The 15076-nt window shown below is 68.6% G+C and carries 14 protein-coding genes; 5 read left to right on the top strand and 9 right to left on the bottom strand.

The genetic code is table 11. The features are described 5' to 3' along the window. Positions 1-103: 103 nt before the first annotated feature. Positions 104-826, bottom strand: a complete 723-nt coding sequence (locus tag ACQR3U_RS03810) for a GntR family transcriptional regulator (protein WP_230809735.1) — start codon at positions 824-826, stop codon at positions 104-106. A gap of 101 nt (positions 827-927) precedes the next feature. Next, the gene (locus ACQR3U_RS03815) at positions 928-2103 is read right to left on the bottom strand and encodes an RNA polymerase sigma factor (RefSeq protein ID WP_006551730.1); all 1176 of its coding nucleotides are present in this window, start codon (positions 2101-2103) and stop codon (positions 928-930) included. Between the two features lie 164 nt (positions 2104-2267). Between ACQR3U_RS03815 and ACQR3U_RS03820 the strand changes: the two genes are divergently transcribed. Beyond that, positions 2268-3155 carry an oxidoreductase gene (locus tag ACQR3U_RS03820; RefSeq protein ID WP_230809736.1) on the top strand — a complete coding sequence of 296 codons (888 nt, stop codon included), beginning with the start codon at positions 2268-2270 and terminating at the stop codon, positions 3153-3155. Positions 3156-3184: 29 nt separating this feature from the next. Here ACQR3U_RS03820 and ACQR3U_RS03825 read toward each other — a convergent pair whose 3' ends face one another. The 3 genes from ACQR3U_RS03825 to ACQR3U_RS03835 form a co-directional block, all read right to left on the bottom strand. After that, complete coding sequence (locus ACQR3U_RS03825) at positions 3185-5485, bottom strand: DEAD/DEAH box helicase (protein WP_230809737.1); 2301 nt, start codon at positions 5483-5485, stop codon at positions 3185-3187. Positions 5486-5561: 76 nt separating this feature from the next. Continuing rightward, positions 5562-5984, bottom strand: a complete 423-nt coding sequence (locus ACQR3U_RS03830) for an organic hydroperoxide resistance protein (RefSeq protein ID WP_006551727.1) — start codon at positions 5982-5984, stop codon at positions 5562-5564. Next, the gene (locus tag ACQR3U_RS03835; RefSeq protein WP_006551726.1) at positions 5981-6445 is read right to left on the bottom strand and encodes a MarR family winged helix-turn-helix transcriptional regulator; all 465 of its coding nucleotides are present in this window, start codon (positions 6443-6445) and stop codon (positions 5981-5983) included. The genes ACQR3U_RS03830 and ACQR3U_RS03835 overlap by 4 nt, the downstream gene beginning before the upstream one ends. A gap of 150 nt (positions 6446-6595) precedes the next feature. On the opposite strand from ACQR3U_RS03835, the gene ACQR3U_RS03840 reads away from it, so the two are divergent. Then, positions 6596-9025: an ATP-dependent Clp protease ATP-binding subunit gene (locus tag ACQR3U_RS03840; RefSeq protein ID WP_230809738.1), complete on the top strand. Its 2430-nt coding sequence runs from the start codon at positions 6596-6598 to the stop codon at positions 9023-9025. A 64-nt stretch (positions 9026-9089) separates the two neighbouring features. Here ACQR3U_RS03840 and ACQR3U_RS03845 read toward each other — a convergent pair whose 3' ends face one another. Continuing rightward, positions 9090-10424: a maltokinase N-terminal cap-like domain-containing protein gene (locus ACQR3U_RS03845; RefSeq protein WP_230809820.1), complete on the bottom strand. Its 1335-nt coding sequence runs from the start codon at positions 10422-10424 to the stop codon at positions 9090-9092. Between the two features lie 56 nt (positions 10425-10480). Then, a complete protein-coding gene (gene treS / locus ACQR3U_RS03850) occupies positions 10481-12304 on the bottom strand; it encodes a maltose alpha-D-glucosyltransferase (protein WP_230809739.1) in 1824 nt (607 codons plus the stop codon). 125 nt (positions 12305-12429) lie between these two features. Here treS and ACQR3U_RS03855 point away from each other — a divergent pair, with 125 nt between their 5' ends. Then, positions 12430-13614, top strand: coding sequence for an acyl-CoA dehydrogenase family protein (locus tag ACQR3U_RS03855; RefSeq protein WP_230809740.1), 1185 nt, complete (start codon positions 12430-12432; stop codon positions 13612-13614). A gap of 148 nt (positions 13615-13762) precedes the next feature. After that, complete coding sequence (locus ACQR3U_RS03860) at positions 13763-13879, top strand: ANTAR domain-containing protein (RefSeq protein WP_019289975.1); 117 nt, start codon at positions 13763-13765, stop codon at positions 13877-13879. A 5-nt stretch (positions 13880-13884) separates the two neighbouring features. On the opposite strand, the gene ACQR3U_RS03865 is transcribed toward ACQR3U_RS03860, so the two are convergent. After that, entirely contained in the window at positions 13885-14346 is a 462-nt protein-coding gene (locus ACQR3U_RS03865) for a PPOX class F420-dependent oxidoreductase (protein ID WP_006551722.1), read from the bottom strand. A gap of 23 nt (positions 14347-14369) precedes the next feature. Beyond that, positions 14370-14774 (bottom strand): SRPBCC family protein, encoded by a 405-nt coding sequence (locus ACQR3U_RS03870; RefSeq protein ID WP_024103059.1) that lies wholly within the window; start codon positions 14772-14774, stop codon positions 14370-14372. Positions 14775-14815: 41 nt separating this feature from the next. Here ACQR3U_RS03870 and ACQR3U_RS03875 point away from each other — a divergent pair, with 41 nt between their 5' ends. Then, positions 14816-14998, top strand: a complete 183-nt coding sequence (locus ACQR3U_RS03875; RefSeq protein ID WP_230809741.1) for a GPR1/FUN34/YaaH family transporter — start codon at positions 14816-14818, stop codon at positions 14996-14998. Positions 14999-15076 lie beyond the last annotated feature (78 nt).

Raw genomic sequence — 15076 nt, forward strand, 5'->3', positions numbered from 1 at the left:
CCCCGGTGCGAGGCCGGTGGGCGGAGCGAATCGATCGACGGAACATCAACGGCGGTGGTGAATTCCGATGTGCAGACCGTAACGGGGCGATGTTGCCGGAGAGTTACCCGAAATGTATATCTTCCGCGGGAAGCAGGCCGGATTCGGCGGTGAGGCCGGAGATGGCGACGTCGAGGTGCCGGTTGTGGTGTTCGGACGCCGCGAGCAGCGCGTCGGTGTCGCGCGCCAGGAAAGCGGTGAGCATCGCCTCGTGCGCGCGATGGAGTTCGGCGCGCTCGGAATCGCTCACGTGCACCATCGGCTGCACGGGTTCGGTGATGTTCCAGGCATATTCGAGCATGTGCAACAGGCGGTGCATGCGGGACGGCCGGGTGAGGGCCATGTGGAAGACGCGGCTCTCGCGGTGATAGCCGCGCGAATCGCCTTCCTGCACAGCGCATTCAAGAAGACGGTGCGACTCCTCGACGCGCCGGTCGTCCTCCTCGGTGGCGTTGCGCACGGCCGCCGCGAGCGACGCCGATTCGAGAGTCTCACGGACGAGGTACATCTCGCGCAGCTCCGCGATCGTCAGCTGGGCGACGATGTATCCGTGGTTCTGCCGGTGGGTCACGAGACCTTCGCCGATGAGGGTCTTGAGTGCTTCCCGGACCGGGATGCGGCTCACCCCGAACAACTCCGCGACCTCCCCGACGGGGATCGGTGTGCCCGGGGGTGCGGCTCCCGAGAGGAAGGCGCGGCGCAGCTCCTCGAGGATCACGTCCTGCGGGCGGCCCGGTACGTCGACGCGGAGCTCGTCCAGCAACGCGGATCTACGGCGTGGTGCCACGACCGGGTCCTCCTTCGTCACCGGAATGCGAGTGCTCGACTCCGCGAAGGTAGACCCGTCGTGTTACGTCCTCGTCTCCGCCGTGTGACAGGGATGCGCCCTCATGCGCCGCCGCGCGGAGGGAAGGTCGGCAGCGTCGGCATCGGCCGCGGCGTGGTGGGCGTACCCGTGGTGGGGCGAGGCGTCCCGGTGTTCGGAGCGTCGCTCTCCTCGGTGTCCCGGCGGGGGCGGTCCTCGTCCGGCTCGGTCCCGCGACCCGGCCCGCCGCGCCTGGTGAAGCCACCGGCGGTCGACGTCGCCGTGGTGGTGGGGGCGGCGGTGGATTCCGCAGCGGGCTCGGCGGTCGGTGCCGAGGTGGTGGTCACCACCGGTGCTTCGACCTCGGGTTCCCCCGTCGTCGTCTCCGCCGGCTCGGTGGTCGTGGTCTCGATCGCCACTGCGGTCGTGGTCGTCGCCACCGGCGACCCGATGTCGAGCGTCGGCTCGGCGGCAGGACGCAGGACCTGCCGCTCGACGGGCTCGGCCTGCGGGAACACGAACAACGCACCGACGCCCAGCACCGCGAACACCGCCACCGATGCCGCGATGACGGGAACGGTGCGCTTCGCCCGGCGATCGCGACGGGGGAAGCCCTCCCGGTCCAGCGGTTCGAGGCGGCGCCCGAGATCGAGCAGTTCCGCCTCCGAGGGCTGCACCGCGAGCAGCCGTCCCCGCAGGTGCGCGGGCAGAGGGGTGAAGGGGAGAAGCGAGAACGTTCCGAGCGCATTCGGCACGCGCGGCACCGCACGGTCGACGAAGTCCTGCGCATGGGCGAGGACACGCCCGTCGCCGGCGGAACCGAGCAACGCCTCGATCTCGTGGAACGAGAAGTGATGCCGGACCGTCAGGTCGACGACCTCGCGCGCGGTGCCGTCGAGCAGGTGGACCGCCTCACGGACGTCGAGCACCTCGGAAGCGGCCTGATAGGCGGGGTCGGCCGCGGGGAGATATTCGAGGGCGGAGCCGGTGCGCTCGAGCACGCGGATGCATTCGGCACGGACCACGGCGTAGAGCCAGGCCCGCAGGAGACTCTCGTCGCGCAGCGACCGGATCCGCGCGGTCGCCGTCCAGACCGCGTCGTACACCACGTCCGAGGCCGACGACACGGCGACGAAGCCGCACGCGTACGCGTACAGGCCGGGGGCGAAACGGTCGAAGACCGCTGCCGTGGCGTCCGGCTCCCCGTTCCGCAACGCTGCGGCGAGTTCGCGGTCCGGACGTCCGGGGTGGTGCCCCATCGATGGAACCTCCCTGTCGTGCATGCGCCCCCGCGCGCCTGCGGTCGTGAGTTCCGGGGAAGTCTACGAGCAGGTGCGCCCCACGGCCAGGACGCGATCCATCGGGCCCGTCGACGCCGGAAACAGGGATGTCGCCACGCGGCCCGCGTCCGTAGGGTGGCGGCATGGGGTGGACCACGAACGACATTCCGGATCTGTCGGGACGCACGATGGTCGTGACGGGGGCCAACAGCGGACTCGGTGCCGAGACCGCCCGGGCGCTGGCCCGCGCCGGTGCCGAAGTGGTGCTCGCCTGCCGCGATGTCGCCAAGGGTGAGTCGGTCGCGGCCGATCTCGGCGACCGCGCCACCGTGCGCCGTCTGGACCTGGCGGATCTCTCGTCGATCCGCGCGTTCGCCGACGAGGTGCGTGCCGAGCACGAACGCATCGACGTCCTGGTCAACAACGCCGGCGTCATGGCGGTACCGCTGCGGCGGACGGCCGACGGTTTCGAGATGCAGATCGGGACCAATCACTTCGGCCACTTCGCGCTCACCGGGTTGCTGCTCGACCGCATCACCGACCGGGTGGTGACGGTCAGCAGCACGATGCACCGCATCGGCAGCATCGATCTCGACGACATCGATTGGGAACGTCGCCGCTACGAGCGGTGGCTCGCCTACGGGCAGTCGAAGCTCGCGAACCTGTTGTTCGCGTACGAACTGCAGCGACGCCTGACCGCAGCCGGATCGAGCGTGAGTTCGCTTGCCGCGCATCCGGGTTATTCGTCGACGAATCTGCAGTACCGCAGCGAGTCCTGGCACGGGAAGATCGTCGAACTCGTCACCCCGATCATCGGGCAGTCCCCGCAGCAGGGTGCGCTCCCGACGCTCTACGCGGCGACCTCACCGAATGCGGAGCCGGGTGGCTACTACGGGCCGGATTCCTTCTTCGAGATGCGCGGCCGGCCGAAGCGGGTGCAGTCCACCTCGCGGTCACGCGACGAGATCCTGGCGCGGAGGTTGTGGGAACTGTCGGAGCGGGTGTGCTCCGTCGAGTACTCGATGCCCTAGATCTTTCGATACCGTAGATCCTGCAGTTCTCAGGTCAGGGTGAACGAGACCGGCGGCAGATCGTCGCGTCGGCACAGTCCGGTCTGATCCACGAGGTCGAGGGTGCGCAGATAACGCCGGACCAGATCGCCTGCCGAGAGCCCCGTATCCGATGCGGTGCGCAGGGCGGCGGCGAGTCCGTCCCCGCGTGCCCAGCGGTGGATCGCGGCGACGGCGATCGGATCCGGATCCGGCCCCACTTCCAGGCCGAGACGCTCTTCGCGTCCGGCGAGTTCGCTCCACAGCCGTGAGGTGGCGCGCAGCGCCTCGTCGATCGCCGGGGTGGTGCGTCCCGGGACTCCGACGGTGCGGCGCCGGGTCTCGCCCAGAGCGCTCGAGGCGACGGCGGCGAGTTCGGCCGGTGTCAGCCCCGACCACGCGCCCGTCCGCACGCATTCGGCGACGAGAAGGTCGTTCGCGCAGTAGATCCGGCCCAGACGACGACCGTCGTCGGTGACGTAGGCCGACCCGCCCATCGGGTCGCGGAGCAGATAACCCCGCTCCTCGAGCAGATCCAGTGTGCGATCGAAGGTCTCGACGAGGCGTCCGGTGACCGTGTCGATCTGCGACCGCATCCGTTCGGTGTCGCCGTGCACCGCGGCGCGTCGCGCAGAGAGGGCGAGGAGGCGCTCCCTATCGCCGCGTCGATGCGCAGGATGCGACCGCACCGCCCGTGCCAGCGACGTCACCAGCTCGGCCGAACCGGAGCGTCGTGCCTCGGCGAGCCGGTCGCACAGGTGCCGGTACTCGGTGAAGCCCTCGGCGTCCCCGAGTTCGGTGTCGAGATCACGCAGCGCCGTCGTGTTTGCGCGGACGGCGTCGGTGAGCGCCGCGACGGATCGTTCGGCCTGGAACTGGGCGAACGAGCGTCGCAGGAACTCGCGGGAGCCGGGGATGCCGCGACCGGCGACCAGGTTGACCGCGGTGTTGTAGCCGACGCGCAGCGAACTGTGGAGCGGGTACGAGCGTGCGCCGGCGAGGCCGGCGACGGTCGCGGGAGCGGCCTCGGGACTCCACAGCACGACGGCGTGGCCTTCGACATCGATGCCGCGCCGACCGGCGCGACCGGTGAGCTGGGTGTACTCGCCGGGGGAGAGGCGCACCGGTCCGTCGGCGGTGGGTTTGACGAGGCGTTCGAGGACGACGGTGCGCGCCGGCATGTTCACCCCCACGGCGAGGGTCTCAGTGGCGAACACGACCCGCACGAGACCGCGGGCGAACAACTCCTCGACGGTGTGACGGAAGGCCGGGATCAGACCGGCGTGGTGCGCGGCGAAACCGCGTTCGAGTCCTTCGAGCCACTCGGCGTGACCGACGGCGTCGAGATCTGCGGGCGGCAGCGCTGCGGTGTGCCGGTCGGCGACCGCGCGGATCTCGGCGACGTCGGCCGCCTCGGTGAGCCGAACCGACGATTCGAGGCATTCGGCGACGGCGCCGTCGCACCCGTTGCGGCTGAACCGGAACCAGATGGCCGGCAACAGTTGTTCGGCCTCGAGCCGGGCGACGACCTCGGGCAGGTCGGCACCGGCCGGTCCGGGTGCTCCGCGCGCACGTCGCCGTCGTCGTCCACGGCCGGTCGCGGGGCCGGGCGCGGCCTCGACGAGCTGACGGTGGGCGATGTACCGCTCGAGGGTCTCGTCGACGGTGCCGGACGGGGACAACAGGTCGAACAGCCGCCCGCCGGCGAGCATGTGCTGGGTGAGCGGGACGGGCCGGGTCTCCTCGACGACGACCGCGAGGTCGCCACGGACGCCGCGCAGCCAGCCGCCGAACTCCTCGGCGTTGCTCACCGTGGCCGACAGGCTGGTCAGCCGCACGTCATCGGGAAGGGAGAGGATCGCTTCCTCCCACACCGCACCGCGCTCGCGGTCGGCGAGATAGTGCACCTCGTCCATGACGACGTGGGTGAGTCCGTGCAGGAGCGGGGAGCCGCCGTGCAGCATGCTGCGCAGCACTTCGGTGGTCATGACGACCACGGGCGCGTGCGGGTCCAGCGAGATGTCGCCGGTGAGCAGACCGACGCGGTCGTCGCCGAAGCGACGCGACAGGTCGAGGTACTTCTGGTTGCTCAGCGCCTTGATGGGGGTGGTGTAGAAGCAGCGTCCGCCCGCTGCGAGCGCGAGACGGGCGGCGAATTCACCGACGACGGTCTTGCCCGCCCCGGTGGGGGCGCACACCAGGACGTCGCGGTCGTCCTCGAGGGCTCGGCAGGCCTCGGCCTGGAAGTCGTCGAGGGGGAAATCGAGTTCGGTCGCGAACAGCGCGAGCTGCGACCGGTCCTGCGTGCGCACGTGTCCACGCTACGGGTCGGCGCGGACATGTGCGCAGCGCAGGGTGACTCAGTCCTCCGTCACGTTCGAGGGTGACTCAGTCCTCCGTCACCTCGAGGGTGACGTCGATGTTGCCGCGGGTCGCGTTGGAGTACGGGCACACCTGATGGGCCTTCTCGGTGAGCTCGAGCGCCTGCTCGCGGGGGAGGTTCGGAAGAGTCACCTCGAGGGTGACGGCGAGACCGAATCCGCCGCCGTCGGTCGGGCCGATGCCGACGCGGGCGCCGACCGCGGAGTCGCTGACGTCCGCCTTCTCCTGTCGGGCGATCATCTGCAGTGCCGAGTGGAAGCACGCGGCGTACCCGGCGGCGAAGAGTTGTTCGGGGTTGGTGCCCTTCCCGCTGCCGCCCATCTCGGTGGGGATGGACAGGTCGAGGTCGAGCTTGCCGTCGCTGGTGCGGGCGTGGCCGTCGCGGCCTGCTCCGGTGGCGAGTGCTTCGGCGGTGTAGATGATGTTCACGATGTCCTGCCTTTCTTCGAGAGTGCGCCGGGTGCTTCCTGCAACGCGGCGGTCAGGCGGTGGAGCGTCTCGCGCAGCGCGACCAGTTCGTCGACGTCGAACCGGCTGTCCCGCGTCACGCAGCCGGGGATGTCCGTGGCCTCTGTCCGGAGTGCATCTCCCGCTTCGGTGAGGTGGACGACGACACGACGTTCGTCGGTCTGCTGCCGGCGTCGTTCGACGTATCCGGCGGCCTCGAGCCGTTTGAGCAGGGGGGAGAGTGTGCCTGTGTCGAGATCGAGCGAGTCGCACAGATCCTGCACGCCTCGCGCATCGCGTTCCCACAGCGCCAGGAGCACCAGGTACTGCGGGTAGGTGATGCCCAGCCGATCGAGATGTGGCCGATATGCGGCCGTGATGGTGCGGGAGGCGCGGTAGAGCGCGAAGCACACCTGCTGGTCGAGTTCGAGTGGAGACGGCACGGGAATGAATGTAGCGCCCCGTTTTGTTGTACACAACATTAATGGCCACAACTCGATACGTGTTCCGGATCACTTCCATGTGGGAATTGAGAGCGCTCTGGGCACGTTAGTTGAGTGAGAATGGCTCAAGTTCGACAGAAAGGCTTCGGAATGCCGGCATTCTTCGGGCCTGGTGACCCCGGCCGAATCGACATCACACGTTTCATGAGCCGCGGTACCCAGGACCTCCTCGCCCACGCAGCGCGCTACGCCACCGACCGTGGTGACGCGGAACTCGACGTGCTGCACCTCCTCCGCGCGATGGCGGAGCAGGATCCGTCCCGCACGGTCATGACGCGCGCCGGAGCCGACCCCGCCGACGTCGCTGCCGCCGTCGACCAGCGGCTGCCGCAGAGCCGCCCCGGTGAGGCCGTCTCCGCACCCGCACTGACCGGTGCCGTGAAGACCGCACTCCTCGAAGCGCACCAGCTCTCGCGTGCGCTCGGCTCCACCTACATCGACCCCGAGCACCTGTTCTTCACGCTCGCGGCCGACCAGACCCGCGCTCCCGGACGCCTGCTGGCGTCCCTGGGCGTGACCCCGCAGGCGTTGCAGACCGCACTGCAGCCCACCCCCGCAGCTCCCGCCGCGGAGGAGACCCCGACGCCGACGCTCGACAAATTCGGCGTCGACCTCACCGAGCGGGCGCGCGGCGGCGGCATCGACCCCGTCATCGGCCGTACCGACGAGATCGAGCAGACGATCGAGATCCTCGCGCGACGCACCAAGAACAACCCGGTGCTCGTCGGTGAGGCCGGCGTCGGCAAGACCGCCATCGTCGAAGGACTCGCCCAGCGCATCGTCGACGGGGACGTCCCGGACATCCTGCAGGACAAGCGGATCGTCCAGCTCGACCTGACGGCGATGGTCGCCGGAACCCGATACCGGGGCGACTTCGAGGAACGTCTCACCACAGCGCTCGACGAGATCACCGCCCAGCAGGGCAAGCTCATCGTCTTCATCGACGAGATCCACACCGTCGTCGGCGCAGGCGCCGGCAACGAGGGCGCGATGGACGCGGCGAACATCCTCAAGCCGAAGCTCGCCCGCGGTGAACTGCATGTCGTCGGTGCGACCACCCTCGACGAGTACCGCAAGCACATCGAGAAGGATCCGGCGCTCGAACGCCGTTTCCAGCCCGTGACGGTCGACGAGCCGGCACGCGACGACGCCGTCGCGATCCTGAAGGGTCTCGCCGATCGGTACGCCGAGTTCCACAAGGTCCGGTACACCGACGAAGCGCTCGAAGCGGCCGTCGACCTGTCGATGCGGTACCTGCCCGACCGGCACCTGCCGGACAAGGCGATCGACCTCGTCGACCAGGCCGGTGCACGACTGCGCCTGCGGGTGCCGCGCACCGACGTGACCGAACTGCGTTCGAGGCTGGACGAACTCGAAGCGGAGAAGGATCGCGCCGTCGAGGCCGAACAGTACGAGGATGCCTCGCGCATCCGCGACGAGATCCTTCGCGTCCAGGCTCGGATCGACGGTGGCGACAGCGAGGGCACCGGAGAGGGAACTCCGACCGTCGACCCGGAGCTGATCGCCGAGATCGTCTCGCGGGCCACCGGAGTCCCCGCATCGCGGATGACCCGCGCCGAGAAGGAGAGGCTGCGCACTCTCGAGGACGAGCTGCACAAGCGCGTCGTCGGACAGGACGAAGCCGTCCACGCCGTGGCACGTGCCGTGCGGCGCAGCCGCTCCGGCATGAGCGACCCGCGTCGTCCGGTGGGCAGCTTCCTGTTCCTCGGTCCCACCGGCGTCGGCAAGACCGAGCTCGCGAAGGCCCTCGCCGAGGTGCTCTTCGGTGACGAGCGCACCATGCTGCGCATCGATATGAGCGAGTTCGGCGAACGCCACACCGTGAGCCGTCTCGTCGGCGCCCCTCCCGGTTACGTCGGTTACGGCGAGGCCGGACAGCTCACCGAACAGGTGCGTCGCCACCCCTACTCGGTGGTGCTGCTCGACGAGATCGAGAAGGCGCACCCGGACGTGTTCAACACACTGCTGCAGGTCCTCGACGACGGTCGCCTCACCGACGGTGAGGGACGCACGGTGGACTTCACCAGTACCGTCGTCATCATGACCAGCAACCTCGGTTCGGACATCATCTCGAGCCGCGGAGGCGCGCTCGGCTTCACCACCGGTGACGCCGAGGCGGCCGAGAAGCCGCTGCGTGACCGGGTCATGGGACGGCTGCGCGAATCGATGCGGCCGGAGTTCCTCAACCGCATCGACGAGATCGTGATGTTCCGCAAGCTCGACGACGACCAGCTGCACCGGATCACCGAGCTGCTGCTCGACGACAGCCGGAAGCGGCTGCAGAGCAGGGGGATCGACCTCGAGTTCACCGCCGACGCGGTGGCGTGGATCGCCCGCAACGGTCACCAGCCCGAGTTCGGTGCCCGTCCGTTGCGCCGCTCGATCTCCCGGGTGGTCGACGACCGCATCGCCGACATGCTGCTCGACGACGCGCTCGCCGAGGGCAACCGGGTCACGGCGGACGTCGTGGAAGACGAACTGCTGCTCCAGGTGAGCTGACCCGCACGACGAGGAAGGGGAGAGATGCCACGGCATCTCTCCCCTTCCCGCGTTCGGGGGGTGGTCAGCGGGCGGTGAGACGACGGATCGCCTCGAGCGGCAGATGAAGCCACGAGGGACGGTGCCGAGCCTCGTAGACCACCTCGTAGACCGCCTTGTCGAGCTCGTAACCACGCAGCAGGACGTCGGAGCCCCGTGGATCCGTGCCCGAGGCAGCTGCGTAGCCGTCGCAGAAGGCGGCACAGTTGCGTTCGGCCCACTCCCGGGCCCGGAACTCCCGCTGCGACTCCACCGCCGTGCCTTGTTCGGATTCACGGATCGAATGATGCGCGGCGTAGTCGAACGACCGCAGCATTCCCGCCACGTCCCGGAACGGACTGTCGGGCTTGCGGCGCTCCTCGAGCGACTTCGCGGGTTCGCCCTCGAAGTCGATGAGCAACCAGCGCTCGGGGGTACGCAGCACCTGCCCGAGATGCAGGTCGCCGTGGATGCGGTGCACCGGAACCTGACCCAGCGCCGCAACCTCATCGAACCGGGCCCGGACCGCGTCGGTGAGTTCGGCGAGCTCGGGGACCTCGGCCGCCGCACCCTCGAGCCGGCGGATCATGCCCTCGGCCAGTTCGGCGGCGGCGCGCTCGTCGGTGCCGAGCGCGGAGCCGAGATGGGCGTGCACATCCGCCACGGCCGCACCGATGCGATGGGATTCCCCGGCGAAGTCGGTGCCCACCTCGTCGGCGCGCAGGTCTCCTTCCAGGAGCAGGTCCCGGACACTGCCGAGTGCCATCGACCAGCCGTCGGCCGAGTTCGCCGCGAAGTCCTGCACCATCGCCAGCGTGGTGCGGACCCCGTCGACCTCCGCTTCGATCCATGCCCGGATCGGGGCGATCGACCGACATCCGTCCTCGCCGAGCGCGAGCGGCAGTTCGACGTCCGGATTGATGCCGAGCGTGAGCCGACGAAACATCTTGAGCAGCAACGTCTCTCCGAGGACCACGGAGGTGTTGGACTGCTCCGCGCTCAGCGCACGCCCACGCAGGCCCGGTTCGATGACCGCACCCGGCACGGTGTGGAGGTCCACCGGGCCGGCGGGGGTGCCGCTCGCCAGATTGCGCGAATACCGGTCGAGGATCTCCTGATCGCGGAGGCCGTCGTAGACGTGCAGGCCGTGGTCGTGGGAGTCGTCGGGGCCGACCACGCTCCACGACTGCAGTTCCTCGGGGAGATGGGAACGGAAACCGAAGGGCACTTGATAGATCTGGTCCGCGGTCGAGTCGAACGAGACCTTCACGATCAGATGGTCGGCCCCGAAACCGGACTCCTCCACGAGCGGATGACGCAGGACGACACCGATCCCGGTGATGGTGTGGCCCTTGGCCGCGAACCATCGCTGGTGCGGCATCCATTCGCGCAGATCCTCGACGAGCCGTTCGTCCGGGTAGAGCTCGTTGTTGGTCGTCACGGCTGCACCGCCGCTTCCGCTTCGCTGCTCACCGGGTGTTCGCCCGGTCCCTCCTTGGACGGATCGGGTTGCAGGGCGAACCAGAAGAATCCGTGACCGGGCAGGGTGATCATGTAACCCTCCTCCGTGATCGTCGGGAACGGGACGGACCCGGTCAGCTCCACCGGGATCCACCCGGCGAAGCGCGACAGATCGAGGACGACCGCCTGCGGATAGCGCGACAGGTTGTTCACGCACAGGATGACGTCGCTGTAGTTGCGTTCCGGGCCGGGCGACATCTCGCGCAGATAGGACAGGATCGCGGGATTCGCGCTGCCGAGTTCGGTGAACGAGGCCTCACCGAAGGCCGGATGCTGCTTGCGGACCTGGATCATCCGCCGCGTCCAGTGCAACAGCGAGTTCGTCGAGTTCATCTGCGATTCGACGTTCACCGCCTGGTACCCGTAGGTGGGATCCATGATCACCGGCAGGTACAACCGGCCCGGATCGGCGCGGGAGAAGCCCGCGTTGCGGTCGGGGGTCCACTGCATCGGGGTCCGCACCGCGTCGCGGTCGCCGAGCCAGATGTTGTCGCCCATGCCGATCTCGTCGCCGTAGTACAGGACGGGGGAGCCCGGCAGGCTCAGCAACAGAGCGGTGAAGAGCTCGAGCTGGTTGCGGTCGTTCTCCAGCAACGGCGCCAGACGACGGCGGATGCCGATGTTCGCGCGCATCCGCGGGTCGGTGACGTACTCGGCGTACATGTAGTCGCGTTCCTCGTCCGTCACCATCTCGAGGGTCAGCTCGTCGTGGTTGCGGAGGAAGATGCCCCACTGGGCGGTCTTCGGGATCGGCGGGGTCTGGGCGAGGATCTCCGAGATCGGGAAACGGTTCTGTCGCCGCACCGCCATGAAGATGCGCGGCATCAGCGGGAAGTGGAACGCCATGTGGCACTCGTCGCCGATCTCGGGTTCGCCGAAGTACTCGACGACGTCGGTGGGCCACTGGTTCGCCTCCGCCAGCATCACCCGGCCGGGATATTCGGCATCCATCACCGCACGGCACTTCTTGAGGAAGGCGTGCGTCTCGGGGAGGTTCTCGCAGTTGGTCCCCTCACGCTCGAACAGATAGGGGACCGCGTCGAGGCGGAACCCGTCGATGCCGAGATCGAGCCAGAACCGCAGGACGTCGAGCATCGCGTCCTGCACTTCGGGGTTGTCGTAGTTCAGGTCGGGCTGGTGCGAGAAGAACCGGTGCCAGTAGTACTGCTTGCGCACCGGATCCCACGTCCAGTTGGACGTCTCGGTGTCGACGAAGATGATGCGGGCTTCCTGGTATCGGTCGTCGACATCCGACCACACGTAGAAGTCGCCGTACGGCCCGTCGGGGTCGCTCCGGGATTCCTGGAACCACGCGTGCGTGTCGGACGTGTGGTTCATGACGAGGTCGGTGATGACGCGGATACCGCGTTTGTGCGCCTCGTCGAGGAAGATGACGAAGTCCTCGACCGTGCCGAATTCCGGTAGCACCGCCCGGAAGTCGCGGATGTCGTAGCCGCCGTCGCGGAGCGGTGAATCGTAGAAGGGCGGCAGCCAGATGCAGTCGGCGCCGAGCCATGCGATGTAGTCGAGTTTCTCGGTCAGCCCCCGTAGGTCGCCGGTGCCGTCGTTGTTCGAGTCGTTGAAAGCGCGGGCGAGAACCTCGTAGAACACCGCGGTCTTGAACCAGTCCGGGTCGACGGGCAGGCTGCGCGCATGGGCGAAGTCCTCCGCCCGGCTCTCGACGAGATGACCGTCTTCGGTGAGTTCGTATTCGGGTACTCGGTCGGACGGATCCGGCATGGCACCTCCGTGCTCGTCGCGTCGCAGGATGGACTCGCCCCAGAATGCCCCGGCGGACGGATTTCCACACCCGGAGCGGACGGAACGCTATGTGAGTGCACGTGTGCGCCGATAGATTGGCGGGCATGACTGCGAACCGGCCCGAAGGGCGGGTGGCCGAGCTGTGCTCCCGCATGCGTTCGTTCATCGACGACGAGGTGATTCCTCTCGAACCCGTCCTGAGCCGTCACGACGACAAGGCCGCCGAGGCGCTCGTCGGGCTGAAGGCCAGGGCGAAGGAACTCGGGCTGTGGGCTCTGGGGCATCCCGAGGAGATGGGAGGGGGCGGGGTTCCCTTCCTCGACTTCGTCTACCTCAACGAGATCATCGGCCGCTCCGAGTACGGTCAGCTCGCGGTGGGATCGGTGTCCATGCAGGACGCCCTGATGATCCAGCGGCACGGCACCGCCGAACAACGCGAGCGCTGGATCCCAGGGCTCGTCTCCGGCGACATCCTGCCCTCTGTCGGCATGACCGAGCCGGAGGTGGCGGGATCCGACCCCGTGCTCGTGCAGACCACCGCCCGGCTCGAGAACGGCGAATGGGTGATCGACGGGCACAAGTGGTTCACCACCGGCGCCGCGCAGGCCGGCTACTGCACGGTCTTCGCCCGGACCGAACCCGAGTCGACTCCGCTGCACCGCAGCATCAGCGCGATCATCGTGCCCATCGACACCCCCGGACTCGAGATCGTGCGGGCGATCCCCACGATGGGGCACGACCCGAGCGATCACTACGAGGTGCGGTACGACGGTGCGCGCGTTCCCGAGGAGAACGTGCTCGGTGAACGCGGCAACGGCTTCGTCGTCGCGCAGGACCGGCTCGGGCCGGGACGGATCTTCCACTGCATGCGGTGGCTCGGCCAGGCCCAACGGGCCTTCGAACTCATGTGTGCGCGCGCCAACTCCCGCTTCGCCCACGGATCGCTGCTCGCCGAGAAGGGTGAGATCCAGCGCTACATCGCCGAATCCGCCGCCGACATCCAGGCCGCCCGTCTGATGACGCTGGACGCCGCGCGGGTGATGGATGCGGGGGAGGACGCCCGGGTCCGGATCGGGCTCATCAAGTTCCGCGGCGCGCAGATGCTGCACGATGTCGTCGACCGTGCGATCCAGGTGTACGGGGCGCTCGGTCTCACCGCCGACACGCCGCTCGAGGGGATGTACCGGCGGGCGCGCTACGCCCGTATCTACGACGGCCCCGACGAGGTGCACCGGATGTCCACGGCACGGCGGATGCTGCGCGACCCGGAACGCGTGCCGTGGCGGTAGACCGCCGGCCGCTCGTGACCAATGCGACCTGCTCTTCGCACTAGGGTTCTTCGGCACGCCGGGAGGTCGATGCAAGTATGTGGCGTGGCATCGGGGGAGGTCGGCAACAGGGAGCGGTCGAGCGGCGCGCGGTCCGAAGGGTGATCTCATGGAACGCTTCGCGGTGGGTGCCGACGATGCGTTCGTCCTGCTCCGGAAGTTGTCCGAGGAACGCAACGTGCCCCTGCGACGGATCGCGGGGGCACGTGGTCGACGCGGGCGGTGAGGTATCTATGCCAGTTCGGGTGGGAAGCCTCCCGTGGCCACCGGGCTCCAGCGGGTCGGGGTGATCCGGATCAGCGACTTGCGCTGATCGCGCATGGCCTGCCGGTACTCGTCCCAGTCCGAATGTTCCCCGGCGATGTTGCGGAAGTACTCGACGAGCGGTTCGACGTCGTCGTGGGCATCGATCACCTCCGCGGTTCCGTCGACCTGCACCCACGCGTCGTTCCAGTCGTCGGACAGCACGACGACACCGACCTCGGGCCGGCTGCGGGCGTTGCGGGTCTTGGCGCGCCGGGGATAGGTCGCGATCACGATGCGTCCGCGGTCGTCGACGCCGCCGGTGACGGGGGAGGCCTGCGGTGTGCCGTCGTCGCGTTGCGTCATGAGGATCATTCGGTGCCGGGGCCGGACGAAGTCCAGCAGTTCCTGCAGGCCGACTGCGGTGTTGGTGGCGATCTTGCGGGCCATTCACGTTCTCCTGTTCCGAAGGGTCACGACTCGAGGAGCGCCGCGAGTCGCGCGAGGTCCTCTTCCACCATGCGCGTGTCGCGGTCGAACTCGTCGTCGGTCAGTTCGATCTGCCGGACGGTGAGGACGACTTCGGCACCGTCCGGATGGGGGAGTACCCGCATCGGGTTGTGCACCGTCGTACCCGACGGCAGTGTCACCTCGTGGTCGAGCACCCCGTAATCGTTGGCGCCGACGAACCGCACGGTGACCTCGCCCATCGGGGAGTCCGCGACGAGGGCGTCGCCGATCCGCCGCACCTCGCTTTGTGCCAGACCGGCCGCCCACTTCGGCAGGTTGTCGGGATCCGCGGCGAACTCGTAGACCCGGCGCGGTGGGCATCGGACGACCCGAGCGACATGGCGGCTGCGGACGACGTGCGTGCTCATGCTCGCCACATTAGAAGTTCGGTAGGTCGATCGCCGCCGGAATGTGGGAGTTCCTGAAGCGCAACGTCTTCCTCGCCCTCGGAGCGCTACTGGAGCAGACCTGTCCGACGAGGGTCGGGGGTTATTTCGGGCTCGCCGCTGCCGCCGGCGCCTGGTACACCTCCGCTGCCGGGGTGCTGAGCACGACCTTCGGGCGTGTCGTCCTGCCCACGGGCCCACGCTGACGGGGCACCTCTTCGTTCCCGTGCGGGGGCGGTTTGACAGGCGCATCGGCCGTCCTGGTACAGTCCGGGGCTATGCAG

This window comes from Rhodococcus sp. IEGM1339 (assembly GCF_050321925.1).
In the GTDB taxonomy this organism is placed as follows: Bacteria; Actinomycetota; Actinomycetes; order Mycobacteriales; family Mycobacteriaceae; genus Rhodococcus; species Rhodococcus pyridinivorans.